The sequence below is a fragment of the Pseudomonas sp. KH_046_1 genome (assembly GCF_057839025.1).
Genome location: NZ_CM174481.1, coordinates 1,943,655 through 1,968,540, shown reverse-complemented (window position 1 = coordinate 1,968,540; position 24,886 = coordinate 1,943,655). Strand labels below are relative to the sequence as shown.

The 24,886-nt window shown below is 60.7% G+C and carries 18 protein-coding genes; 11 read left to right on the top strand and 7 right to left on the bottom strand.

Going from position 1 to position 24,886, the window contains the following annotated elements; all coding sequences use genetic code 11:
• Positions 1-26 precede the first annotated feature (26 nt).
• Positions 27-791 carry a GntR family transcriptional regulator gene (locus tag AC3IT9_RS09015; protein ID WP_008021853.1) on the bottom strand — a complete coding sequence of 255 codons (765 nt, stop codon included), beginning with the start codon at positions 789-791 and terminating at the stop codon, positions 27-29.
• A gap of 269 nt (positions 792-1,060) precedes the next feature.
• Between AC3IT9_RS09015 and AC3IT9_RS09010 the strand changes: the two genes are divergently transcribed.
• Positions 1,061-2,251: a benzoate/H(+) symporter BenE family transporter gene (locus tag AC3IT9_RS09010; RefSeq protein WP_489272715.1), complete on the top strand. Its 1,191-nt coding sequence runs from the start codon at positions 1,061-1,063 to the stop codon at positions 2,249-2,251.
• A 59-nt stretch (positions 2,252-2,310) separates the two neighbouring features.
• Here AC3IT9_RS09010 and AC3IT9_RS09005 read toward each other — a convergent pair whose 3' ends face one another.
• The gene (locus AC3IT9_RS09005) at positions 2,311-2,655 is read right to left on the bottom strand and encodes a YggL family protein (RefSeq protein WP_007971486.1); all 345 of its coding nucleotides are present in this window, start codon (positions 2,653-2,655) and stop codon (positions 2,311-2,313) included.
• Between the two features lie 233 nt (positions 2,656-2,888).
• Between AC3IT9_RS09005 and dacB the strand changes: the two genes are divergently transcribed.
• Entirely contained in the window at positions 2,889-4,349 is a 1,461-nt protein-coding gene (dacB, locus tag AC3IT9_RS09000; RefSeq protein WP_150724664.1) for a D-alanyl-D-alanine carboxypeptidase/D-alanyl-D-alanine endopeptidase, read from the top strand.
• 124 nt (positions 4,350-4,473) lie between these two features.
• On the opposite strand, the gene AC3IT9_RS08995 is transcribed toward dacB, so the two are convergent.
• Both AC3IT9_RS08995 and rlmKL read right to left on the bottom strand, forming a co-directional pair.
• The gene (locus tag AC3IT9_RS08995; protein ID WP_489272714.1) at positions 4,474-6,873 is read right to left on the bottom strand and encodes a sensor domain-containing diguanylate cyclase; all 2,400 of its coding nucleotides are present in this window, start codon (positions 6,871-6,873) and stop codon (positions 4,474-4,476) included.
• Between the two features lie 199 nt (positions 6,874-7,072).
• Positions 7,073-9,343: a bifunctional 23S rRNA (guanine(2069)-N(7))-methyltransferase RlmK/23S rRNA (guanine(2445)-N(2))-methyltransferase RlmL gene (gene rlmKL / locus AC3IT9_RS08990; RefSeq protein ID WP_150753292.1), complete on the bottom strand. Its 2,271-nt coding sequence runs from the start codon at positions 9,341-9,343 to the stop codon at positions 7,073-7,075.
• A 530-nt stretch (positions 9,344-9,873) separates the two neighbouring features.
• Here rlmKL and rmf point away from each other — a divergent pair.
• On the top strand, positions 9,874-10,089 hold the full coding sequence (gene rmf / locus AC3IT9_RS08985; protein WP_003223300.1) for a ribosome modulation factor: 216 nt from the start codon (positions 9,874-9,876) through the stop codon (positions 10,087-10,089).
• 133 nt (positions 10,090-10,222) lie between these two features.
• Here rmf and AC3IT9_RS08980 read toward each other — a convergent pair whose 3' ends face one another.
• On the bottom strand, positions 10,223-11,242 hold the full coding sequence (locus tag AC3IT9_RS08980) for a quinone-dependent dihydroorotate dehydrogenase (protein ID WP_008048626.1): 1,020 nt from the start codon (positions 11,240-11,242) through the stop codon (positions 10,223-10,225).
• A gap of 228 nt (positions 11,243-11,470) precedes the next feature.
• On the opposite strand from AC3IT9_RS08980, the gene AC3IT9_RS08975 reads away from it, so the two are divergent.
• From AC3IT9_RS08975 to cobA, 8 genes are all read left to right on the top strand, one after another.
• Positions 11,471-12,682, top strand: a complete 1,212-nt coding sequence (locus AC3IT9_RS08975) for a CmpA/NrtA family ABC transporter substrate-binding protein (protein WP_489272712.1) — start codon at positions 11,471-11,473, stop codon at positions 12,680-12,682.
• A 15-nt stretch (positions 12,683-12,697) separates the two neighbouring features.
• Positions 12,698-13,273 (top strand): ANTAR domain-containing response regulator, encoded by a 576-nt coding sequence (locus AC3IT9_RS08970; protein ID WP_008048624.1) that lies wholly within the window; start codon positions 12,698-12,700, stop codon positions 13,271-13,273.
• Between the two features lie 339 nt (positions 13,274-13,612).
• On the top strand, positions 13,613-14,824 hold the full coding sequence (locus tag AC3IT9_RS08965; RefSeq protein WP_150753295.1) for a nitrate/nitrite transporter: 1,212 nt from the start codon (positions 13,613-13,615) through the stop codon (positions 14,822-14,824).
• Between the two features lie 7 nt (positions 14,825-14,831).
• Positions 14,832-16,499, top strand: coding sequence for a bifunctional protein-serine/threonine kinase/phosphatase (locus AC3IT9_RS08960; protein ID WP_489272711.1), 1,668 nt, complete (start codon positions 14,832-14,834; stop codon positions 16,497-16,499).
• Positions 16,500-16,789: 290 nt separating this feature from the next.
• On the top strand, positions 16,790-19,243 hold the full coding sequence (gene nirB, locus AC3IT9_RS08955) for a nitrite reductase large subunit NirB (protein WP_151213285.1): 2,454 nt from the start codon (positions 16,790-16,792) through the stop codon (positions 19,241-19,243).
• On the top strand, positions 19,240-19,557 hold the full coding sequence (nirD, locus tag AC3IT9_RS08950) for a nitrite reductase small subunit NirD (protein ID WP_085723155.1): 318 nt from the start codon (positions 19,240-19,242) through the stop codon (positions 19,555-19,557). The genes nirB and nirD overlap by 4 nt, the downstream gene beginning before the upstream one ends.
• Positions 19,557-22,274 (top strand): nitrate reductase, encoded by a 2,718-nt coding sequence (locus AC3IT9_RS08945; protein WP_489272708.1) that lies wholly within the window; start codon positions 19,557-19,559, stop codon positions 22,272-22,274. The genes nirD and AC3IT9_RS08945 overlap by 1 nt, the downstream gene beginning before the upstream one ends.
• A 10-nt stretch (positions 22,275-22,284) precedes the next feature.
• Complete coding sequence (gene cobA / locus AC3IT9_RS08940) at positions 22,285-23,049, top strand: uroporphyrinogen-III C-methyltransferase (protein ID WP_489272707.1); 765 nt, start codon at positions 22,285-22,287, stop codon at positions 23,047-23,049.
• Between the two features lie 73 nt (positions 23,050-23,122).
• Here the strand turns inward: cobA and AC3IT9_RS08935 are convergent, their stop codons facing one another.
• Both AC3IT9_RS08935 and sigX read right to left on the bottom strand, forming a co-directional pair.
• On the bottom strand, positions 23,123-24,151 hold the full coding sequence (locus AC3IT9_RS08935) for an OmpA family protein (RefSeq protein WP_150724654.1): 1,029 nt from the start codon (positions 24,149-24,151) through the stop codon (positions 23,123-23,125).
• A 107-nt stretch (positions 24,152-24,258) separates the two neighbouring features.
• The gene (gene sigX / locus AC3IT9_RS08930) at positions 24,259-24,849 is read right to left on the bottom strand and encodes an RNA polymerase sigma factor SigX (protein ID WP_150753300.1); all 591 of its coding nucleotides are present in this window, start codon (positions 24,847-24,849) and stop codon (positions 24,259-24,261) included.
• Positions 24,850-24,886: the final 37 nt, after the last annotated feature.

The following is a 24,886-nucleotide window of genomic DNA, read 5'->3' as shown; positions in this document are numbered from 1 at the left end:
GCTCGCGAAAGCAGCGACGCGGTCGATCAGATTTTCGCCGGCGAGCGCCCAGGCTTCTTGGTCTGCAGCAAATGCGAGAACACCGCATGAAGATCATCCGAAGCACTTTCCTCGTCGAGGTTGAGCTTGCTGTCGATGTGATCCATGTGATGCATCATCAGGTCAACCGCCAGTTCAGCGTCGCGCTTCTCGATGGCATCGATCAACTGGGTGTGCTCGTCGTAGGAGCAATGGGAACGGTTGCCGCTTTCGTACTGGGCGATGATCAGCGACGTCTGGGACACCAGGCTGCGCTGGAAGCTGATCAGCGGGGCGTTTTTCGCGGCTTCGGCCAGTTTCAGGTGGAATTCACCCGACAGGCGGATACCAGCACCACGGTCGCCACGGGAGAAGCTGTCGCGTTCGTCGTTGACCATCTGGCGCAATTCGGCAATCTGCTCGGCGGTTGCGTGCTGAACCGCAAGTTCAGTGATCGCTCGCTCCACCAGACGGCGGGCCATGAACACCTGGCGGGCTTCTTCGACGCTCGGGCTGGCGACCACGGCGCCGCGATTCGGACGCAGCAACACCACGCCTTCATGGGCCAGGCGCGACAAGGCGCGGCGAATGATGGTGCGGCTGACCCCGAAAATTTCCCCCAGCGCTTCTTCGCTCAACTTGGTGCCGGGCGCCAGGCGCTGCTCGAGGATGGCCTCGAAGATATGCGCGTAGACAATATCGTCCTGGGTACCGCTGCGGCCGGCTTTACCTGCTCGCGGTTGTTTCTTTAGGGGTTGCAACTGTTCGTTCATGGGCACTCGAGTCGGAAGAACTGCGGCGAATTGACCGCGACTGTAATACGGCACAGTGGGTCGCTGGCAAGTATCGCGTAAAAAACACTGCGATTGTACACAATGGAGGGTGGCAACACGACTGTACGGCTGAATGTTGCCTCGGCTGTATCGCAACGCCTGATTACTTTTGAGTTTAGGCTTGTTCGCAGAATCCGCCTTTGTAACGCAATCCCACAGGATTCAGCGTTGCAGCGGACATCTTCATCTGTAAAAGGAACACCACCGTCATGAACGACGCCACCCACACGCAAATCCGCCCTCTGGCCGACACCTCGCCCTCGGCCATCGTCGCTGGCTTCATCGCCATGATGACCGGCTACACCAGCTCCCTGGTGCTGATGTTCCAGGCCGGGCAAGCGGCAGGGCTGAGCAGCGGGCAGATTTCTTCGTGGATCTGGGCCATCTCGATCGGCATGGCGGTGTGCTCCATTGGCCTGTCCCTGCGCTATCGCACGCCGATCACCATTGCCTGGTCGACCCCCGGCGCCGCGCTGCTGATCACCAGCCTGGGCGGCGTGAGCTACGGCGAAGCCATCGGCGCCTACATCACCTGCGCGGTGCTGGTGACGATTTGCGGGCTGACCGGCAGCTTCGAACGACTGATGAAAAAGATTCCGGCGTCCCTGGCCGCCGCCCTGCTGGCGGGGATCCTGTTCAAGATCGGCAGCGAGATTTTCGTCGCGGCGCAACACCGCACCGCCCTGGTACTGGGGATGTTTGTCAGTTATCTGGTGGTCAAGCGCCTGTCGCCGCGCTACGCGGTGTTGGCAGCATTGCTGATCGGCACGGCATTGTCAGGCTTCATGGGGCTGCTGGACTTCAGCGGTTTCCATCTGGAAGTGGCCACGCCGGTCTGGACCACGCCGCACTTCTCCCTGGCGGCGACCATCAGCATCGGCATCCCGCTGTTTGTCGTCGCCATGACCTCACAAAACATGCCCGGCATCGCGGTATTGCGCTCCGATGGTTACACGGTACCCGCCTCACCGCTGATCACCACCACCGGCATCGCCAGTCTGCTGCTGGCACCGTTCGGCTCCCACGGGATCAACCTGGCGGCGATCAGCGCAGCGATCTGCACCGGACCGCACGCCCATGAGGATCGCAACAAGCGCTACACCGCAGCCGTCTGGTGCGGGATTTTCTACGGGATTGCCGGCGTGTTCGGCGCCACGCTCGCGGCATTGTTTGCCGCGCTGCCCAAGGAGCTGGTGCTGTCGATTGCGGCGCTGGCGCTGTTCGGCTCGATCATCAACGGCTTGAGCATCGCCATGAGCGAAGTGAAGGAACGTGAAGCGGCGCTCATCACCTTCATGGTCACGGCATCGGGGCTGACGCTGTTTTCCATCGGTTCGGCATTCTGGGGGATTGTCGCGGGGGTGGTGACCCTGGTGATACTGAACTGGCGCAAGGCCTGAAACCAAAAACCATCGGCATAAAAAAACGGCGACCCTTGGGTCGCCGTTTTTTTAGAACATCAAGCTACCGGATTGATCGGCTTTTCCGGGTACCAGACGTCCAGCAGCGGGCTGACTTCAACGCTGGTCAGCTCGGTGCGGCCTTTGAGCCAGGCTTCAACGGCAGCGCGCTGTTCAGCGCTGACCGAGCCACGCTTCTGCAGGCAAACCAGACCGTAGTCGTCGCCGCCAACATAGCCCAGACCGTTGGCTTCCATGGCTTCTTTGAGGAACGCATCGAGGAAAGCATCAATGGCTTCATCAGCCAAATCTTCTTTGAAATCCAGGTTCAGTTCGAAACCCAGCTCTTGAAATTCATCGACGCACAGTTTTTTGCGCAGACGCTGGGAACGGTTAGTCGCCATTGGAACAATCCTCTTAAGTAATAACGGGCGGCACTTTAGCAGTTTAAGCCGCCGATTGCCTGACTCTCTGGGCCACCACGCCTACCGTCGGTAAAAAATAGCCGATCAGAATGCCCGCGCACGGCCCAAGCCGCGACACCTTGGGGCATAATGCCGACACTTTCATGACCATTGAGGGAATTTATCTCCATGCCCTCATCTTTTTTCCCCTCGGCTGTAGGGTTTTATTTCAGATGATCAAATCTTTGCGTCCATTGCTGTTGGCCGGTTTTCTTCTCCCCCTGGCCCTTCCCGTTTGCGCCGCTCCAATCAATACCGCGTTGTCGCCCAACGTTGAAAAAGCCCTGAAAGCCAGCAAGTTGCAGGACAACGCCCTGTCGCTGGTGATGATCCCGCTCACCGGCCCCGGCACCGCGACGGTGTTCAACGCCGACGTGTCGGTCAACCCGGCGTCGACCATGAAACTGGTCACCACCTACGCGGCGCTGGAAATGCTCGGCCCGAACCACCAGTGGAAAACCGAGTTCTACACCGACGGCACCTTGAGTGGAGGCATTCTCAACGGCAACCTCTACCTTAAGGGTGGCGGCGATCCGAAGCTGAACATGGAAAAACTCTGGCTGCTGATGCGCGATCTGCGCGCCAATGGCGTGACCCAGGTCACCGGCGACCTGGTGCTGGATAAAACCTTCTTCGTGCAACCGCAACTGCCGGAGTTCAATGACGACGGCAACGACGAGAACAAGCCGTTCCTGGTCAAGCCCGACTCGCTGCTGGTCAACCTCAAGGCGCTACGCTTCGTCGCGCGCAATGACTCGGGCAAGGTGCTGGTCTCGGTGGAGCCGCCGATTGCGAGCATCCGTATCGACAACCAGGTCAAGGCCCTCAATTCCAAACAATGCACCGGTGGCGTGCGCTACAACCCGGTGGCACAGGCCGACGGCAGCATGACCGTGACGGTCGGCGGTCAACTGGGCGAAGGCTGCAGCTCACAGACTTACCTGTCGCTGCTCGACCACGCGACCTACACCGCCGGCGCCGTCCGCGCGATCTGGAAGGAACTGGGTGGCAGCATTCAGGGCAGGGATGTGCTGGCGCCTACACCGAAAGACGCCAAGGTCCTGGCCCGGGCGTTCTCGCCGGACCTGGCGGAAATCATCCGCGACATCAACAAGTACAGTAACAACACCATGGCCCAGCAGTTGTTCCTGAGCCTCGGCCAACGCTTCCGTACCGATGCCGATGGTGACGACGCCAAGGCCGCCCAGCGTGTCGTGCGTCAGTGGCTGGCGAAAAAGGGCATCACCGCACCGCACCTGGTGATGGAGAACGGCTCCGGCCTGTCCCGTTCCGAGCGTGTCAGCGCCCGGGAAATGGCCTCGATGCTCGAAGCGGCCTGGCACAGCCCGTATTCCGCCGAGTACATCAGTTCGATGCCGATTGCCGGCACCGACGGCACCATGCGCAAACGCCTGAAGACCACTGCCATGCGCGGTGAAGCCCACGTCAAGACCGGCACCCTGAACACCGTACGGGCGATTGCCGGTTTCAGTCGCGACGTCAACGGCAACACCTGGGCGGTGGTGGCGATCCTCAACGACAAGGCCCCGTTCGGCGCCTCGTCGGTGCTTGATCAGGTGCTGCTGGACCTGTACCGCCAACCGAAACTGCCGCAGACGGCTTCGGTACTTTAAGCACAACGCAGTCCCATGTGGGAGCGAGCTTGCTCGCGATTGCGACAGTTCAGTCAGCATTGATATGACTGACAGACCGCCATCGCGAGCAAGCTCGCTCCCACAGGGTCAGTGGACTGCCCGTCTAATTCATCTCCCCCTCAACCCGATCCCTTCCCGCCTGCTTCGCCGCGTAAACCCCCGAATCCGCGCGCAACAGCAAGGCATCGGCGCCCTCCCCGACCCGCCAACTGGCTATCCCGAAACTGGCGGTGACCGTACCGACACCTTCAATGGGTGAGCTGCGCAAGCCTTGCCACAATTGCTGGGCCAACATATAGGCATGTTCGCCGCTGATATCCGGGCACAGCACCATGAACTCCTCACCGCCCAGGCGGCAGAACACATCGGTGCGACGCAGCCGGTGTCCGATCCGTTGGCACACGGCCTGCAACACCCGATCACCGATGGCATGGCCATGCAGGTCATTGATGCGCTTGAAATGGTCGATATCGAGCATGATCACCGACAGATCCCCACCGCCGCGCTCCACCCGGGCCATTTCGGTGGTCAGGCGTTCCTGGAAATAACGCCGGTTGTGGATACCGGTCAGCGAATCGGTGACCGACAACGCCCGCAACTCCTCCTCCACCCGCTTCATATCGGAAATGTCCGAGATGTAGCCATGCCACAGCACGCCGCCACCCGGCAGTTCCTCCGGCGTGGCCTCGCCACGTACCCAACGCAGACCCCGTTGCGGCAATTGCACGCGGTATTCCTCGCGCCAGGGGCTGAGGGTGTCGGCCGAGGCTCGGATCGAGGCGCGGACACGGGTGGTGTCCTGGGGGTGAATCCGGGTGAAGATCGCTTCGGCATTGAACAGCAGCACATCAGGTTCCAGCTCGTAGATATCGCGAATGCCGTCGCTGGCATAGATCACGCTGAAGCGTCCGTCGAATTCCATCTTGAACTGGTAGATGCCGCCGGGCACATGGGCGCTGAGCTTCTTCAACAACAGGTCCCGCGCCGCGAGCGCTTCATGGACCCGTTTGCGTTCGGTGATGTCGATGCACACCGCCAGGTGCCCGACCCACAGGCCTTGCTCGTCGAGCACCGGCGTGGCGAGCATGTTGACCATCAAATGGCTGCCATCGCCGCGCACCAGCGTCCACTCCCGCGCCTCGTGGCCGCCCTCCACGTCGCCTTCGACCAGCATCGCCTGGCAAGTCGGCACTGGTTTGCCAAAGCGGCCGCTCAACTCTGTAGAGCGAGCGACCAGTTCCCGGGGCAGGTGCAGGTTCTCCAGGGTCATATGGCCGACCACTTCGGCACTGGTATAGCCAAGCATCTGCTCGGCACCGGCGTTGAAGGTGCTGATGACGCCGCGCAGGTCGGTGGCGATGATCGCGACCTGGGTGGCGGCATTCAGCACGCCACGCAACTGACCATGGGTGCCGCGCAACTCCTGCTCTCGATCGCGCAGCTCCCCGGTGCGTTGCTCGACCAGTTTCAACGCCCGCTGCCGCTGGCTGACCAACACATACAGCAAGGCACTGAGCATCACGCTGAGCAATCCACCCAACACCACCACACTGGTCACGGAGGAATGGTTGGCCTGCACGAACGCGTCGCTGGGCTGGATATCGACTTGATAGTCATGGTCGGCCATGCGTAACAGGCGAGTGGCGGACAGCTCGCTGATGGCCGGCGGGTTGGGCGACTCGAACAGCACTTCGTGCTGGTCGTCGATCGACAAATCGAGGATGCGCACCGAGAGATAATCACGGCTCGCGTCCGGCAGTCCGTCCGCCAGCAACTGGCGCATGCTGATCACGGCCATGACATAACCGTAGGGCTTCGCGGCTTTGTGGTCCTGACTGTTGCGCTGCATGACCGGCGCGACCAGCAGCACGCCACGCGCATAAGCCGGCTCGATACTCACCAGGTGCATCGGTTGCGACACCGCCATGCCGCCATGCTGATCGGCCCGATCGAGCGTGGCACGCCGCAGCGGCTGGGCCAGCAAGTCGTAACCGAGGGGAGCGCCGAGTTTGCTTTGAGTCTGGCTATACAGCACCGCCACGTACTCATCTCGCTCGCCGGCCGGGTGCAATTGGCCGTCGGCGTTGAGCTCTCTCAGGGCGAAGTTGCTCAAGCCTTCGTCACGCACCCGACGCTCGAACGCCGCACGCTCGTCACGGGTGACCCGATGGGCATAGGAATACGCCTGGGTTCGCAGCAGCAAAGGTTGGGTGTAGCCGTCGAATTCCGCTCGGGAAACCGAATCGGAATTGGCGAAAAACCGCCGCAGGCCATCGAGGCGCTGCTCCTGATCTTCGAAACGCTCTTCGATACGGCTGTAACGTTCACTGGCCAGCAGTTGGAAACGTTGCCGCAATTGATGGTGAAACAGATTCAGCGTCGACCACGCCAACAACCCGGTGAGCACTCCACCGACAAGCAATACCAGCAACGCGACCAGCCAGGCCGAGACATCTTCACTGATAATTCCCAGGATCTTGGGGCGCACGGCGTGCAACGACATAAAACGCAAACTCAAAACGCCAGGTGCGGAGAAGCCCTTTGGCCATGAACTGAGTTATAGCTATTAGCCACTAATTTGACCAGCACTGTAGGAGCGAGCTCGCTCGCGATGGACTCAAGAACACCGCGTACATTCAGAAAGCACGCGTTATCGTTGTCGACCATCGCGAGCAGAGCTCGCTCCTACACAGATCCAGGTGTCAACGAGCCATGATTTTCCAGGCACGATGGATTTTGGCGTTGCGGGAAAAATCCGGATCGATGGTCTGGGCAGTGATCTCCTCGACCGCATAACGCTCGCCGAGATTGGCTTCCAGTTCGAACTTGCGGAAGTTGTTGGAGAAGTACAACACGCCGCCGGGCGCCAGTCGTGCCATGGCCAGGTCGATCAGTTGCACCTGGTCGCGCTGCACGTCGAAGACACCTTCCATGCGCTTGGAGTTGGAGAACGTCGGCGGGTCGATGAAGATCAGGTCGTACTCGTCACGACTGGCTTCGAGCCACGCCATCACATCGCCCTGCTCCAGACGGTTCTTGTCGGAAAAACCGTTCAGCGACAGGTTGCGACGCGCCCAGTCCAGATAGGTTTTCGACAGATCGACACTGGTGGTGCTGCGCGCGCCGCCCTTGGCCGCATGCACGCTGGCGGTCGCGGTGTAGCAATACAGATTGAGGAAGCGTTTGCCGGCCGCCTCTTTCTGGATACGCATGCGCATCGGACGATGGTCGAGGAACAGACCGGTGTCGAGGTAGTCGGTGAGATTCACCAGCAGCTTGATCCCGCCTTCATTGACCTCGACGAACTTGCCCTGTGCTGCCTGGCGCTCGTACTGCTTGGTGCCGCTCTGACGCTCGCGGCGTTTTACCACCACGCGGCTCTTGTCGATGTTCAACGCCTGCGGGATGGCTGCCAGGGCATCGAACATGCGCGCCGAGGCCTTTTCCGGATCGATCGATTTCGGCGCGGCGTATTCCTGGACGTGGACCCAATCGTGATACAGATCGATGGCCATGGAGTATTCCGGCATGTCGGCGTCATACACGCGGTAGCAGTCGATGCCTTCACGCTTGACCCACTTGCCCAGGGTCTTGAGGTTCTTTTGCAGACGGTTGGCAAACATCTGCCCGCCTTCGCTCAGGCGCGGCTGCTCGATCACCGGGGCCGGGGCTGGAACCGGTTTGATCGGATTGCCGTTTTTGTTGTATTTGCGCTCTTGCGGCTCGCTCGGCGCTTCATCGTAGGCCGCTTGCTCTCGCTCGGCCTGACGCTGTTCCGGAGTACGACGCTCACCGGTGACGAACTGATCCGGCAGCACCTTGATCAGCAACAGCTTGCACGGCAAGGCGCCGTTCCAGAACGAATACTGCTTGTGGCTGCGGATCCCCATGCGCTTGCCCAGGTCCGGCGCACCGGTGAACACCGCCGCCTCCCAGTTCAGGCAGGCCTGACGCAGGCGCTCGCCGAGGTTCTGGTAGAGGTAGAGCAGGCTCGCCTCATCACCCAGACGCTCGCCGTACGGAGGGTTGCAGATCACCAGGCCTTTCTGGTTCTGGTCCGGGCGCGGCTCGAAAGTCGCGACTTCGCCCTGGTAGATCTTGATCCACTCGCTCAGGCCGGCACGCTCGACGTTGTTGCGGCCCGGTTGAATCAGCCGTGGATCGGCTTCGTAGCCGCGGATCCACAATGGTGTCTTGGCCAGACCGGCAGCGGCGCGCTCGGAAGCTTCTTCGTGCAGTTTTTTCCACAACGCCGGGACGTGACCGAGCCAGGCGGTGAAGCCCCACTGCTCGCGACGCAGGTTCGGCGCGATGTCGGCGGCGATCATCGCCGCTTCGACCAGGAAGGTGCCGACACCGCACATCGGGTCGGCCAGTGCGCCGCCTTCGGCCGCGATACGTGGCCAGCCGGAACGGATCAGGATGGCGGCCGCGAGGTTTTCCTTCAGCGGTGCCGCACCTTGCTGCAGGCGATAGCCGCGCTGGTGCAGGCTGTGGCCCGACAGGTCCAGGGAAAGAATGGCTTCGCCGCGGTCCAGGCGCAGGTGAATGCGCAGGTCCGGGTTGAGCTTGTCGATGGACGGACGGTCGCCTTGCGGGGTGCGCAGTTTGTCGACGATGGCGTCCTTGACCTTCAGCGCGCCGAAGTGGGTGTTGTCGATACCCGAGCCATGGCCGCTGAATTCGACGGCCAGTGTGCCGTCATTGAGCATGTGGTCTTGCCACTCGATGTCCAGCACGCCGTGGTACAGGTCTTCGGCGTCCTTCATCGGGAAACGCTTGAGCACCAGCAGCACACGGTTGGCCAGGCGCGACCACAGGCACAGGCGATAAGCGGTTTCCATGGTGGCCATGCCGCGCACGGCAGAGGTGTGCTCGCGCGCTTCCTCAAGGCCAAGCCCGACGGCTTCCTCGATGAGCAGGCCTTCAAGGCCTTTTGGGCAAGTGAGGAAGAGTTCGAAATGATCGGACATGGGAATTCCAGAACCTTTAGCTGAGTGACCGGGCAACGCATTGCCGGTCCGTTTTTCAATCAGGCGCTTTTCTCGAAGAGCGCCCGCGTGGCACGAAGGTGTGCCGTTCCACCCCTGCTGCCCGGGTTAAATGAGCTTAGATGCAAGGACAGAAAAAAAAGTTGATGCAACAAAATGTCATAAGTCGACCCTTCGTCGAATAGTGCTTCCCGGCAACGGGAGCCATTCTCACTAAAGGATTAAGCCCATCATCCAGCGCAGGGCCGATCATACCGGGGTTTGGCCAATAAATACGCTAAAAACACGCTGTTACTTATGGCCTTAGCACATGAATAGTTACGTCCTTATGACAAAACGATCATTCCCTCGATGTGACGCATTGGTTAGAACTCAATACAGGTTGGCGCCGCAATGACGCCAACACCTTGGCTCGTCACGCCGGCAACGAGCCGCCAACGGCAGAGTTTTTCTGCCAGACCTCAATAGAGGTCGACGCGATAAATACAGTCAACAAGTGAGGGCAACACCCTATGAGAAGACTTAAGCGTGATCCGTTGGAAAGAGCATTTTTGCGCGGATATCAATATGGCGTTGGTGGCAAATCCCGTGAGCTTTGCCCATTTACTCTACCGTCGGTACGTCAAGCCTGGATCAACGGCTGGCGAGAAGGACGCGGCGACAACTGGGACGGTATGACCGGCACTGCGGGAATCCACAGACTCAACGAACTTCACGCCGTCGGCTAATTACAGGGCACAACACTCCGACACGACAATCTGAACTTGTACTGAATTAACCACGCACGTCCCATCCGGACGGCGGGCTCCGGCCCAGGGGCTCCTTTATGGAGCCCTTTTTTATGCCTGCTCCTACAGGGGATCAGCGTAGCGCTGCGATTGCGTCTACCGACTCGCGAATCAGCGCCGGGCCTTTGTAGATGAAGCCCGAGTAGATCTGCACCAGGCTCGCGCCTGCGGCGATTTTCTCCGCCGCGTGCTTGCCTTCGGTAATACCGCCCGCCGCAATGATCGGCAAACGTCCGCCCAGCTCCGACGCCAGCACTTGCACCGTGTGGGTGCTCTTGTCGCGAACCGGCGCGCCGGACAAACCACCAGCTTCTTCGCCGTGCTCCATACCTTCGACGCCTACGCGGCTCAGGGTGGTGTTAGTCGCAATGACCGCATCCATCCCGGTTTCGATCAGCGCCTGCGCAACTTGTGCGGTTTCTTCGTCGCTCATGTCCGGCGCGATCTTGATCGCCAGCGGTACATGCTTGCCATGACGCAATGCCAGTTCCGCGCGGCGCTCGGCCAGATCGGCCAGCAACTGCTTGAGCGAATCACCGAATTGCAGGCTGCGCAGGCCCGGCGTGTTCGGCGAGCTGACGTTGACCGTCACATAGCTGGCGTGGGCGTAGACCTTGTCCAGGCAGATCAGGTAGTCGTCCACGGCACGCTCGACCGGCGTATCGAAGTTCTTGCCGATGTTGATGCCCAGCACGCCCTTGTACTTGGCCGCCGCCACGCGGGCCAGCAGGTGATCGACGCCGAGGTTGTTGAAGCCCATGCGGTTGATGATCGCCTCGGCTTCCGGCAAACGGAACAGGCGCGGCTTCGGGTTGCCCGGCTGCGGACGCGGGGTGATGGTGCCGATTTCGACAAAACCGAAACCCAGTTGGGCAAAACCATCGATGGCCGCGCCATTCTTGTCCAGGCCGGCGGCCAGCCCCACAGGATTGGGGAAGTCCAGGCCCATGACATTCACCGGCAGCTTCGCCGGGGCCTTGCACAGCAAGCCGTTGAGCCCAAGACGCCCGCCCGCGCCGATCAGGTCCAGGGACAGATCGTGGGAGGTTTCCGGGGAGAGTTTGAACAACAGCTGACGGGCCAGGGTGTACATGGGCGGATTTGACTCGATTGGCGGCGAATTGAGGCGGCGATTATAGCCGGGCAACGGGGTGGCAAGCGAGGCGCGTGATCAAATCAACGGATAATGGCATATGCCTTGCACCACTCTGGGCACCAGCACCCATGCCAACGACCGAATGTGTGCAAAGACAATGGCGTCGTCCCCGGCCTGCTCATGCAAGAACTCGGGACGACGTTTTTTTTGCAAGGTGAACACGCGATGAATGAACCGTCAGCCGGCCCTCTGGCCTGGGTCAATGGCAGCGATGCCCCGGAAAAAACCGAAATCAATCTCGGCTTCATGGCCCTGAGCGACTGCGCCTCGGTGGTTGTCGCCGCCACCCAGGGCTTCGCCCAACCCCACGGCCTGACCCTGAACCTCAAGCGTCAATCGTCCTGGGCCAACCTGCGGGACAAACTGGTCAGCGGCGAACTCGATGCCGCCCACAGCCTCTACGGCCTGGTTTACGCCGTTCACCTGGGCATCGGTGGCGTGGCCGCGACCGACATGGCTGTGTTGATGGGCCTGAATCAGAACGGCCAGAGCATCAACCTGTCCCGCGGCTTGCAGACACTTGGAGTGACCAGTCCTGAAGCACTGGATCGGCACGTGCACCAAACTCGCTCAAAACTCACCTTCGCTCAGACGTTTCCCACCGGCACCCACGCCATGTGGCTGTATTACTGGCTCGCCAGCCAAGGCATACACCCGCTGCTGGATGTCGACAGCGTGGTGGTGCCGCCGCCGCAGATGGTCGCGCACCTGCGGGCCGGGCGTATCGACGGGTTCTGCGTCGGCGAACCCTGGTCCGCCAGCGCCGTGCAACAGGACCTCGGCTTCACCCTGGCCACGACTCAGACCATCTGGCCCGATCATCCGGAAAAGGTCCTCGGCTGCACCCGTGCGTTCGTCGAGCAATACCCCAATACCGCCCGGGTGTTGGTGATGGCGGTTCTGGAAGCCAGCCGCTTCATCGAAGAAAGCACCGAGAATCGCCGCAGTACCGCACAATTGCTCAGTGCCGCGCAGTACCTTGACGCGCCACTGGACTGCATCGAACCACGCCTGCTGGGCGAATACGCCGACGGCCTTGGCCACCGCTGGCAAGACCCGCACGCGCTGCGCTTGCATGGGGATGGCGAGGTCAACCTGCCGTACCTGTCCGACGGCATGTGGTTCATGACCCAGTTCCGCCGCTGGGGCTTGTTGCGCGATGATCCGGACTATCTCGCGGTGGCCCGGCAGGTCCAGCAACTGGACCTCTACCGTGAAGCCGCCCGTGCCGTCGGCGTCGCTTCATCAGCCGAGCAAATGCGCAGCAGTCAGTTGATCGACGGCAAGATCTGGGACGGCTCGGACCCGGCCGGTTATGCCCGCAGTTTCAAACTGCACGCCATGAGCGACAGCTCGCACCGATCCGCCAGCCGCTGACAGGAGACCACGAACATGCTGCGTATCCTGCTGATCAACGACACCGCCAAAAAAGTCGGACGCCTGAAGGCCGCCCTGACCGAGGCCGGATTCGAAGTGATCGATGAATCCGGCCTGACCATCGACTTGCCCGAACGCGTCGAAACGGTGCGTCCGGATGTGATTCTGATCGATACCGAGTCACCGGGGCGCGATGTCATGGAACAAGTGGTGCTGGTGACTCGCGACCAGCCACGACCGATTGTGATGTTCACGGACGAACATGACCCCGATGTGATGCGACAGGCGATCAAGTCCGGGGTCAGCGCCTACATCGTCGAAGGCATTCACGCACAACGCCTGCAGCCGATTCTCGACGTGGCCATGGCACGCTTCGAGAGCGACCAGGCCTTGCGTGCCCAGTTGCATGCCCGCGACCAGCAATTGGCCGAGCGCAAGCGCATCGAACTGGCCAAGGGACTGCTGATGAAGATGAAGGACTGCAACGAGGAAGAGGCCTACACGCTGATGCGCCGCCAGGCGATGAGCCGCCAGCAGAAGCTGATACAAGTGGCGGAGCAGATTATTGCCATGAGCGAGTTGCTCGGCTGAAACCCAGTGGTGAATGTTCTATCGCATTCGCGAGCAAGCCCGCTCCCACAGGTGATTTGTGTTCGACGCCATTCCCTTGTGGGAGCGGGCTTGCTCGCGAATGGCAGCGACTCGATTTCGGTTGTTGGCACAAATCTCGCTATGTAATCGATACAGGTAACCAACGGCGGTTGCCCCACCTACGACAAAGACGTCGCGCACCTCATTTGCCCTTGGCGGATCGGGTGGCGGCGTTTTTTCGTTTTGGCCCCACAGCACGGGGCCGGTGGTGCGGCCGTAACGGCGCCCCACCTGCAAGCTCATGACTCCTTTCGAGACTCTTCACAGCTGAGGTGCGCGATGAATTCAAGCTTCTGGAAATCCGGCCATACACCTACATTGTTCGCAGCCTTCCTCTATTTCGACCTGAGCTTCATGGTCTGGTACGTGCTCGGCCCTTTGGCGGTACAGATCGCCGCCGACCTGCACCTGACGACGCAGCAACGGGGTCTGGTGGTCGCCACGCCGATTCTGGCCGGGGCGGTGTTGCGCTTCGTGATGGGGATGCTGGCTGATCGCCTGTCGCCCAAAACCGCCGGCCTGATCGGCCAGGTCATCGTGATCTGCGCCCTGTTCGGCGCCTGGAAACTCGGGATCCACAGCTACGAGCAAGCGTTGCTGCTGGGCCTGTTCCTCGGCATGGCCGGCGCTTCGTTCGCCGTCGCCCTGCCCCTGGCCTCGCAGTGGTATCCACCGCAGCATCAAGGCAAGGCCATGGGCATCGCCGGCGCGGGCAACTCGGGCACGGTGCTTGCCGCATTGATCGCTCCGGTACTGGCGGCGGCGTTTGGCTGGAGCAACGTGTTCGGCTTTGCCCTGATTCCGTTGATCCTGACCCTGATCGTCTTCGCCTGGCTGGCCCGCAATGCCCCCGAGCGGCCAAAAGCCAAATCCATGGCCGACTACTTCAAGGCCCTGGGTGATCGTGACAGCTGGTGGTTCATGTTTTTCTACAGCGTGACGTTCGGTGGATTCATCGGTCTGGCCAGCGCCCTGCCAGGTTATTTCAACGACCAGTACGGCCTGAACCCGGTGACTGCCGGCTACTACACCGCTGCCTGCGTGTTCGGCGGCAGCCTGATGCGCCCCTTGGGTGGTGCACTGGCTGACCGGTTCGGCGGCATTCGGACCCTGTTGGCGATGTACACCGTCGCGGCGACCTGCATTGCCGTGGTCGGCTTCAACCTGCCGAGTTCCTACGCCGCACTGGCGCTTTTCGTCTGCACCATGCTCGGTCTGGGTGCAGGCAATGGCGCGGTATTCCAGTTGGTGCCCCAGCGTTTTCGCCGGGAAATCGGTGTGATGACCGGCCTGATCGGCATGGCCGGCGGCATCGGCGGGTTTGCCCTCGCGGCCGGCATGGGCGCGATCAAGCAAAACACCGGCAGCTATCAACTGGCGCTGTGGTTATTCGCCAGCCTCGGCGTTTTGGCCTGGTTCGGTCTGCACGGCGTGAAACGTCGCTGGAGAACCACCTGGGGTTCGGCCGCCGTGACGGCTGCGCGGGTCTGACGCCCCGATGAGCCTGCAACTGAGTTTCGCCGAAGCCACTGCCGTCGGTCCTCGCGAGGAAAACCAGGATGCCTTGCGCCTGGTCACGCCGGCTCCGGCGCTGGCCGCAAGCAAGGGTTACCTGTTCGCGATTGCCGACGGTGTCAGCCAGTGCGTCGATGGCGGTCTGGCTGCCCGTTCGACGCTGCAGGCCCTGGCGCTGGATTACTACGCCACGCCGGAAACCTGGAGCGTCGCACAGGCACTCGATCGTCTGCTGCTGGCGCAAAATCGCTGGTTGCAGGCCAATGGCGGCGGGCAACCGCTGCTGACCACCCTCAGTGCGCTGGTCCTGCGCGGCCGGCGTTTTACCCTGGCTCATGTCGGCGATTGTCGGGTGTATCGCTGGCACGCCGACCAATTGCAGCGAATCAGCGAGGATCACGTCTGGGACCAGCCGGGCATGCAGCATGTGCTGAAACGGGCGCTGGGGCTCGATCAACACCTGGTGCTGGATTTTCTCGACGGCGAGTTGCGCCCCGATGAAAGCTTCGTACTGCTCAGCGACGGCGTCTGGGCCGTCCTGGGCGATACTGCCATTGCCGCGATCCTGCGCGATCAACCGGACTTGCACAGCGCTGCGCAAACCCTGGTCAATGCCGCGCACCTGGCGGGCAGCCAGGACAACGCCAGCGCCTTACTGGTGCGGGTCGATGCCCTCGGCGAAGCGAGCATTGGCGATGCGCTGATGCACTTACAGCAATGGCCACTGCCGCCAGCCCTGAAACCAGGTCAGGCGTTCGAGGGCTGGCAGGTCGAAGGAATCGTCGCACAGAGCCAGCAATCGCTGCTTTATCGCGTTCGCGACAGTCAGCAACAACCCTGGCTGCTGAAAACCCTGCCCGGTCGCCTGCACGACGATCACCAGGCCGGGCAAGCGTTACTGTCGGAAGAATGGTTTCTCAAACGCGTGGCCGGTCGACACTTTCCTGAAGTCCATCCAGCCAGTCAGCGTCAGCATTTGTACTACGTGATGCGTGAATACTCGGGCGCTACCCTGGCCCAACGGCATGAACAAAGCGGACCCTTGCCGCTGCCCCAGTGGCAAGACATCGCCGAACGCTTGTTGCGAGCGGTCGGCCTGTTGCATCGACGGCAGATCCTGCATCGCGATATCAAACCGGAAAACCTGTTGCTGGGAGACGATGGTGAGTTGCGCCTGCTGGATTTCGGCCTGGCCTACTGCCCCGGACTCTCGCAAGACCTGCCCTGGGCGCTGCCGGGCACACCCAGTTACATCGCGCCCGAAGCCTTTCGCGGCGAAGTACCGACGCCACGGCAGGACTTGTACGCGGTCGGTGTGACCTTGTATTTCCTGCTCACCGGGCACTATCCCTATGGCGAAATCGAAGCGTTCCAACGCCCGAGGTTTGGCCTCCCGGTCAACGCCAGCCGCTACCGGCCCGACCTGCCGGACTGGATCGCCCATAGCCTGGAGCGCGCCGTGGCGGCGGCCCCCGACCAGCGTTTCGAAACGGCGGAAGAATGGCTGCTGCTGATGGAACAGGGCGAACGCCGCAGCTTGAGCGTACGCCCCAAGCCCTTGCTGGAGCGCGAGCCGCTGAAGGTCTGGCGGACGTTGGCGCTGGTGTCGTTGCTGCTGAACCTGGTGCTGCTGGTGATTGCGCTCCATTAGCGGGCAATGCGCCTTGAATCGGTGCACTCCCTCACGGCTCTGCCCTTGTGAACGGGGAAATAGCCAACAAACACGGGATTTGAGCGACTTGGCATAACCGCTGCATTACCTCTTGCAACAGACATACAGCGCAGGCTTCAACGACGAAGGTTGCACTTCCCGAGAGAACGGGACCAGGACAAAGGCGTCCTCGCTAGGCAACTAGCGGGACGCCTTTTTTTGTTTGCGCAAAATTTGTCGAGCATGGCCTGAACCCTGATGAGGCAGGCCTGAGCTCCCCGGAGAACCTGATGAAAAAACTAAAACTGGTGATGATCGGCAACGGCATGGCCGGGGTCCGGACCCTGGAAGAGCTGCTCAAACTGAGCACCGAGCTGTACGACATCACGGTCTTCGGTGCCGAACCGCACACCAACTACAACCGCATCCTGTTGTCGCCGGTGCTGGCGGGCGAACAAACCTTCGAAGAGATCGTGCTCAACGACCTGGACTGGTACCTGGAAAACAACATCAAACTGCTGCTCAACCGCAAGGTGGTGGAGATCGACCGGGTCAAGCGCCGGGTCATTGCCGAAGACGGCAGCGAAGCCGAATACGATCGCCTGCTGATCGCCACCGGCTCGACGCCCTTCATCCTGCCCATTCCCGGCAATACCCTTGAAGGCGTGATCGGCTACCGCGACATCGCCGACACCCAAGCCATGATCGACACCGCGAAAACCCATCGGCACGCCGTGGTGATCGGTGGCGGCCTGCTCGGTCTGGAGGCCGCTAACGGCCTGATGCTGCGGGGCATGCACGTCACCGTGGTGCACATCGGCGAGTGGTTGCTGGAGCGCCAGCTGGACAAGACCAGCGGCCAGCTACTGCAAAGCGCTCTGGAATCTCGCGGCCTGCACTTTCGCCTGTGCGAGCAGACCCAGGCCTTGCATGACGCGGGCAACGGCCGGGTCGGCTCGGTGCAATTCAAGAACGGCGACATCATCCCCGCCGACCTGGTAGTGATGGCCGCCGGCATTCGCCCCAATACCGAACTGGCGGAGAAATCCGGCATTCCGTGCAGCCGCGGGATTCTGGTCAACGACACACTGCAAACCTACGACCCACGGATCTATGCGATCGGCGAGTGTGCCAGCCACCGCGGTATCGCCTATGGCTTGGTGGCGCCGCTGTTCGAACAGGCCAAAGTCTGCGCCAACCACCTGGCCCAACTGGGTTTTGCCACCTACAAGGGGTCGGTGACCTCGACCAAATTGAAGGTTACCGGCATCGACCTGTTCTCCGCCGGCGACTTCATGGGCGGTGAAGGCACCGAGACCATCACCCTCTCGGACCCGATTGGCGGGGTCTACAAGAAATTGGTGATCAAGGATGACGTGCTGGTCGGCGCCTGCCTGTACGGCGATACGGCAGACGGCGGCTGGTATTTCCGGCAGATCCGTGAAAATCACGCCATCGGTGAGATCCGCGATCACTTGATGTTCGGTGAAAATGCACTGGGCGACGTAGGACATCAGGGCCAGGACAAAGCCATGAGCATGGCTGACACGGCCGAAGTCTGCGGCTGCAACGGCGTGTGCAAAGGCACCATCGTCAAGGCCATTCAGGAACACGGGCTGTTCAGTGTCGACGACGTCAAGAAACACACCAAGGCTGCCAGCTCCTGCGGCTCCTGCGCCGGCCTCGTCGAGCAGATCCTGATCAACACCGTGGGTGGTGCGGCGGACGTCAAACCGAAAAGCGAAAAGGCCATCTGCGGCTGCAGCGACCTCAATCACGGGCAAATCCGCCAGGCTATCCGCGAGCAGCACCTGCTGACCATCGCCGGCACAATGAGCTACCTGAATTGGCGCACACCCAACGGCTGCGCCACCTGCCGCCCGGCGCTCAACTACTACCTGATTTCCACCTGGCCAGGGGAAGCCAAGGATGATCCGCAATCGCGCCTGATCAACGAAAGGGCCCACGCCAACATTCAGAAAGACGGCACCTACTCGGTAGTCCCGCGGATGTGGGGCGGTGTGACCAATCCTTCAGAGCTGCGGCGCATTGCCGACGTCGCCGACAAGTACAACGTGCCGATGGTCAAGGTCACCGGTGGCCAGCGCATCGACTTGCTGGGCATTCGCAAGCAAGACCTGCCGGGGGTGTGGAAAGACCTGGACATGCCGTCCGGCCACGCCTATGGCAAATCCATCCGCACGGTGAAAACCTGCGTCGGCAGCGAGTTCTGCCGCTTTGGCACCCAGAACTCCACACAACTGGGCATTGAACTGGAACATGACCTGTTCAACATGTGGTCGCCGCACAAGGTGAAGCTGGCTGTCTCCGGTTGCCCGCGCAACTGCTCGGAAGCCGGTATCAAGGATGTGGGAATTATCGGTGTGGACTCCGGCTGGGAGATGTACATCGGTGGCAACGGCGGGATCAAGACCGAAGTCGCGGAATTCTTCGTCAAACTGAAAACCGCCGAAGAAGTGCGCGAATACAACGGTGCATTCCTGCAGCTCTATCGCGAAGAAGCCTTCTACCTCGAACGCACCGTGCACTACCTGCAACGGGTCGGCATGGAACACATCAAGAAAGCCGTGCTGGAAGATCCGGAGCGGCGCAAGGCGCTCAACGATCGCCTGCAATTCTCCCTGTCGTTCGAACAGGACCCGTGGAAGGAGCGCCTGGAACAGCCCCAGCTGAAAAAAGAATTCGACGTCATCCCCGTGAAAAACCTGGAGGTGCTGGCATGAACTGGCTGGATATCTGCGCACTGGAAGAGATCAATGCCCTGGGCTCGCGGATCATCGCCGGGCCAAAGGGAGACATCGCGATTTTTCGTACCAGCGACGACGAAGTGTTCGCCCTTGACGACCGCTGCCCGCACAAGGGCGGCCCGTTGTCCCAAGGACTGGTCTACGGCAAGCGGGTGGCCTGCCCGTTGCACAACTGGCAAATCGACCTGCAAAGCGGCGAAGCACTGGCCCCGGACATCGGCTGTGCCCATCACCATCTCGCCCGGGTGGAAAATGGCCGGGTGATGCTGGCCCTGCGGGATGCAGGCTGATGGACCGCCAGATCACTGCATCCACCTGCTGTTACTGCGGGGTCGGCTGCGGCGTGCTGATCGAGCACGACGGTTCACGCATCCTCGGCGTCAGCGGCGATCCGACGCACCCGGCCAATTTCGGCAAACTGTGCAGCAAGGGCTCGACCCTGCACCTGACCGGCGACTTGACGGCACGGGCGTTGTACCCCGAACTGCGCCTCGGCAAAGGCCTGGCTCGTCACCGCACCGATTGGGATACCGCCCTCGATCACGCTACCAGCGTGTTTGCCGCGACCATTGCCGAACATGGCCCGGACAGCGTCGCGTTCTACATTTCCGGGCAACTGTTGACCGAGGACTACTACGCCTTCAACAAGTTGGCACGTGCCTTGGTAGGTACCAACAACATCGACAGCAATTCGCGCCTGTGCATGTCCTCGGCGGTGGTCGGCTACAAGCGCAGCCTGGGTGCCGACGCCCCGCCCTGCAGCTACGAAGACCTGGAGCTGAGCGATTGCGTGATGATCGTCGGCAGCAACATGGCCTACGCCCACCCGGTGCTGTTTCGCCGGCTGGAAGCAGCCAAATCCCGCCGCCCGCAGATGAAGGTCATCGTCATTGACCCACGTCGTACAGACACCTGCGATCTGGCTGACCTGCACCTGGCGATCTTGCCGGGCACCGATGTCGCCCTGTTCCATGGGATTTTGCATCTGCTGCTGTGGGAAGACTGGATCGATCGTGACTTCATCCGGGATCACACCGAAGGCCTGGCCGAGCTGAAAAACCTGGTGCGTGACTACACGCCGCAAATGGTTTCGCAGCTCTGCGGAATCAGCCTCGGGCAATTGCAGCAATGTGCCGAGTGGATCGGCACATCACCGAGCTTTCTGTCGCTGTGGTGCATGGGGCTTAACCAGTCCACCGCCGGCAGCGCGAAAAACAGTGCACTGATCAATCTGCACCTGGCCACCGGGCAGATCGGTCGTCCCGGTGCCGGACCTTTCTCCCTCACCGGTCAGCCAAATGCCATGGGCGGGCGGGAAACCGGCAGTTTGTCCAACCTGCTGCCCGGCCACCGTGACGCCGCCAATCCGCAACACCGTGCGCAAGTGGCATCCTACTGGGGCGTCGAGCAACTGCCGGAAAATCCCGGGCTCACCGCGATCGAACTGTTCGAGCAAGTGCGCAACGGCAAGATCAAGGCGTTGTGGATCGCCTGTACCAACCCCGCGCAATCCATGCCGGACCAGACAGCCGTGCGCGCAGCCTTGCAAGCCTGCCCGTTCGTGGTGTTGCAGGAAGCCTTTAGCACCACTGAAACCGCGAAGTTTGCCGACCTCCTGCTGCCCGCCGCCAGTTGGGGGGAAAAGGAAGGTTGCGTGACCAACTCCGAGCGGCGCATTTCCCACGTACGCCAGGCAATCGTCGCACCGGGTGAGGCGCGGCCGGACTGGGCAATCACCGTAGATTTCGCACAACGCCTGGAAAAACACCTGCGTCCCGGCCAAACCAGCCTGTTTGAATTTGATAATCCCGCTCAGGTCTTTGACGAATACAAACAACTGACTCAAGGTCGCGATCTGGATCTGTCCGGTATCAGCCATGCACTGATCGATCGTCTCGGCCCGCAGCAGTGGCCCTTCCCGGCGGGTGCCATTGAAGGCACGGCACGGCTTTACGTCGACGGGAAATTTGCCACTGCCAATGGGCGCGCACAGTTCGTGGCCGATCCATACCGCGCCGCCAAAGAGCAACGCGATGCACGCTTCCCGCTAACCCTGATCACCGGCCGCCTGCGCGATCAATGGCACGGCATGAGCCGCACCGGCACCGCCGCGCAGCTGTTCGGCCATGTCAGCGAAGCGGAGTTGAGCCTGCACCCGGACGAACTGCGCCGCCATCGCCTGCAGCCTGGGGATCTGGTCAGCCTGAAGAGCCGGCGTGGCGCAGTCGTCGTCGCGGTTGCCAGCGATGACAGCGTGCGCCCGGGCCAGGCCTTTTTGCCGATGCATTGGGGTGACCGTTTTCTCAAGGGCGGGGTGAACAGTCTCACCCTGCCCGCATTCGATCCTTTGTCGAAACAGCCCGAACTCAAACACAGCGGTGTTCGCCTGGATCCGGTGGATTTGCCCTGGAAACTGTTCGCACTGATCGAGGGCGATGTTCAACGGCATTTTGAGGCGCTACGACCGCTCTGTGAGGCGTTTTCCTACGTCAGCCTCAGCCTTGTTGGTCGCGAGCGCCCTGCCCTGCTTGTACGGGCTGCCAATACTTCAGCACCTTCGGCAGAGCTGCTAAGCGAAATCGATAAAAACCTGGCGCTCGATGACGGCCCGGTGCTGGCTTACGACGACCCTCGACGGGCCATTGGCAAGCGCGTGCGAATCGAAAATGGCCGGATCACTGCCATTCGACTGGCCGGTGAAACCCTTGCCCAACACTGGTTGCAGGGGCTGTGGCTCGAAGGTCGCGCGGACCAGCAACTGCGGCGCTGGCTGCTTGCGCCGCTGAGCGCACCACCGGGCAATCTCGACGCGCCCGTCAACGCGAACAAGATCCTGTGCAATTGCAAGAACGTCGGCCAGAACGCGATCTGCGCCGGCATCAGCCGTGGCTTGGACTTGCAGGGACTCAAGCAGGAACTGGGTTGTGGCACGCAATGCGGGTCCTGCGTTCCGGAAATCAAACGCCTGCTGGCTGCCACGGCGCAGCCAGTCACCGTCTTCTCGTGAGGAAAACACTATGAGTGCAAAAGTCTGGCTGGTAGGTGCGGGCCCGGGTGATCCGGAGTTGCTCACGTTGAAAGCGGTACGTGCCTTGCGCGAGGCAGATGTGGTGCTGATCGACGACCTGGTTAATGTCGCGGTACTCGAGCATTGCCCTGGGGCGCGGATCATCCCGGTGGGCAAGCGCGGCGGCTGCCGCTCTACCCCTCAAGCGTTCATCCATCGCCTGATGCTTCGTTATGCCCGGCAGGGTAAATGCGTGGCGCGGCTCAAGGGCGGCGATCCGTGCATTTTCGGCCGCGGCGGTGAAGAGGCGCAGTGGTTGCGTGAGCGTGGGGTCGAAGCCGAGTTGGTCAACGGCATCACTGCCGGGCTGGCGGGGGCAACGCAATGCGATATTCCGCTGACTTTGCGCGGTGTCGCCCGTGGTGTCACGCTGGTCACCGCACACACCCAGGACGACAGCCAATTGAACTGGCAGGCACTGGCCCAAGGCGGAACGACGTTGGTGATTTACATGGGAGTGGCCAAGCTCGGTGAAATCCGTGAGCAGCTGTTGGCCGGCGGCATGGCGACGGATACGCCCGTGGCCATGATTGAAAACGCCTCTTTGCCCCATCAACGGGAATGTCGGAGCACTCTCACAGACATGGATGAAGCTGCCTACAGATTCCAACTGAAAAGCCCAGCCATAATGGTGATCGGTGCAGTGGCAGCCTGTGCAACTCAATCCCTTTGGGAGCGTGATTTACCTGCGATGGCGGCAGATCAGTCAGCGTAGTTTCAGCTGTTTCACCAAATCGCAGACAAAGAAAAGCCCGGCCTGAGCCGGGCTTTTCAGAGCTGCGAGCTAATTACTTAGCTTGAGCTTCAACCTGCGCTTCTACGCGACGGTTAACAGCGCGACCAGCTTCAGTTTTGTTGTCAGCAACTGGGCGGGATTCGCCGTAGCCAACGGACTGAACGCGGGACGACTCAACACCGTACTGGTTGGTCAGAACTTGCTTAACGGCGTTTGCACGACGCTCGGACAGTTTCTGGTTGTAAGCGTCAGGACCGACGGAGTCAGTGTGACCTTCAACAGTAGTGGTGGTGGATGGGTACTGCGTCATGAAGTCAGCCAGGTTCTTGATGTCGCCGTAGCTGTTTGGCTTGACTACCGACTTGTCGAAGTCGAACTTCACGTCCAGCTCTACACGAACGACTTCAGCAACAGCTGGGCAGCCATCAGCGTCAACAGTTACGTTGGCCGGGGTGTCCGGGCACTTGTCAACGTTGTCGCAAACGCCATCGTTGTCGCTGTCAGAGCAAACTTCTGGTACTGGAGCTGGAGCAACCGGCTTGCTGCCGCCGCCGAAGTTTACACCGACACCAACGCTAGGAGCCCACTCGGTGTTGCCCTGGTCGATGTTGTACTGAGCTTCAACGCCAGCACGGGCGTAGAAGTTGTCGGTGAAGTACAGCTTGGCACCGCCGCCAACGTTGGCGAAGGTGGAACGGTCACGGCTGTTCGAACCGAACTGGTCGATGCTCTGGTCGGAGAAACCGCCCGAGACGTAAGGACGCAGCATGTCACCTGGGTTGTTGAAGTGGTACAGAGCGTCCAGAGCGGTGTTCGCGCCCTTTACGTTCTTGCCGTCGTTGGTAACGGCGTTGTGCACTTCGTCATAGGCCAGACGCAGTTCAACGTCGTCAGTCAGGAAGTAACCGATAGAACCACCCGGCAGGATGCCGTCGTTCTTGAAGTTACGGTCGCTATCGAAATATTGCTTCTTTGCGTAGCCTTCGATTTCAACTGCGCCTTGGCCCTGTGCCAATGCGCCGAACGAAGTAGCGGCAATAAGAGTACCAATGGCCAAGCCCAAGGTGTTTTTCAGTTTCATCCGTTAAATCCCCATCTGGTGATTGTGAAGCAGTCCCGCAAACCGGGGGACAACTCGGCGGCAAGTCTAACAGAACTTGCCTACACGTAAGAGATATTTGCGCTGAACTAAGTTTCAGCAATGCCTGCAAATTTCTCACGCAATTTATCTAGAGCGCGTTTGTACCGCATTTTTGTTGCACTCAAACCCATATGCATGATGTCTGCGATTTCCTGAAACTCCAGCTCTGCGACAAATCGTAGCACCAGAATTTCACGGTCAATCGGGTTCACATACACCAACCAGCGATCAAGTCCGCCCTTTTCCTCAGGTTTCGGCGTCTTTTCTTCGGACGCTTCCTCGAGGGGGTCAAGACTCAAAGCGTCCATCAAGCGACGCTTTCGCCGTTCCTTGCGATACTGTGTGATGCACTCGTTGTACGTGATGCTATATAGCCATGTCTTGAACTTCGATTTACCTTCGAAGTTCTTCAGGCCATACAGCACCTTCAACATGACCTCCTGACAGACATCGTCTGCGTCGCGATCGTTCCCGAGATATCGTGCACACACATTAAATAATGTCCGCTGGTAACGCCGCATCAGTTCTTCATAGGCGCGTGTTACGTGAAACAGCTCGGAATGCGCGCGCGCGACCAACTCCTCATCAGAGAGCTCGCGGGGGTCGTAGCGCATGGATAGCGATTGGGCTTTATTCAAAACAAGTCGGGCCGACAGTCAGGTCAATGTCCGCCGC

Excerpts from the sequence above, each read along its gene's own strand:
- nirB (WP_151213285.1), top strand. The coding sequence starts at position 16,790 with ATGAAAAAACTAAAACTGGTGATGATCGGCAACGGCATGGCCGGGGTC.
- AC3IT9_RS08975 (WP_489272712.1), top strand. The coding sequence starts at position 11,471 with ATGAATGAACCGTCAGCCGGCCCTCTGGCCTGGGTCAATGGCAGCGAT.
- rmf (WP_003223300.1), top strand. The coding sequence starts at position 9,874 with ATGAGAAGACTTAAGCGTGATCCGTTGGAAAGAGCATTTTTGCGCGGA.
- AC3IT9_RS08945 (WP_489272708.1), top strand. The coding sequence starts at position 19,557 with ATGGACCGCCAGATCACTGCATCCACCTGCTGTTACTGCGGGGTCGGC.
- AC3IT9_RS08965 (WP_150753295.1), top strand. The coding sequence starts at position 13,613 with ATGAATTCAAGCTTCTGGAAATCCGGCCATACACCTACATTGTTCGCA.
- nirD (WP_085723155.1), top strand. The coding sequence starts at position 19,240 with ATGAACTGGCTGGATATCTGCGCACTGGAAGAGATCAATGCCCTGGGC.
- AC3IT9_RS08960 (WP_489272711.1), top strand. The coding sequence starts at position 14,832 with ATGAGCCTGCAACTGAGTTTCGCCGAAGCCACTGCCGTCGGTCCTCGC.
- AC3IT9_RS08935 (WP_150724654.1), bottom strand. The coding sequence starts at position 24,151 with ATGAAACTGAAAAACACCTTGGGCTTGGCCATTGGTACTCTTATTGCC.
- AC3IT9_RS09010 (WP_489272715.1), top strand. The coding sequence starts at position 1,061 with ATGAACGACGCCACCCACACGCAAATCCGCCCTCTGGCCGACACCTCG.
- rlmKL (WP_150753292.1), bottom strand. The coding sequence starts at position 9,343 with ATGTCCGATCATTTCGAACTCTTCCTCACTTGCCCAAAAGGCCTTGAA.
- AC3IT9_RS08970 (WP_008048624.1), top strand. The coding sequence starts at position 12,698 with ATGCTGCGTATCCTGCTGATCAACGACACCGCCAAAAAAGTCGGACGC.
- AC3IT9_RS09005 (WP_007971486.1), bottom strand. The coding sequence starts at position 2,655 with ATGGCGACTAACCGTTCCCAGCGTCTGCGCAAAAAACTGTGCGTCGAT.
- AC3IT9_RS08995 (WP_489272714.1), bottom strand. The coding sequence starts at position 6,873 with ATGTCGTTGCACGCCGTGCGCCCCAAGATCCTGGGAATTATCAGTGAA.
- AC3IT9_RS08980 (WP_008048626.1), bottom strand. The coding sequence starts at position 11,242 with ATGTACACCCTGGCCCGTCAGCTGTTGTTCAAACTCTCCCCGGAAACC.
- cobA (WP_489272707.1), top strand. The coding sequence starts at position 22,285 with ATGAGTGCAAAAGTCTGGCTGGTAGGTGCGGGCCCGGGTGATCCGGAG.
- dacB (WP_150724664.1), top strand. The coding sequence starts at position 2,889 with ATGATCAAATCTTTGCGTCCATTGCTGTTGGCCGGTTTTCTTCTCCCC.
- AC3IT9_RS09015 (WP_008021853.1), bottom strand. The coding sequence starts at position 791 with ATGAACGAACAGTTGCAACCCCTAAAGAAACAACCGCGAGCAGGTAAA.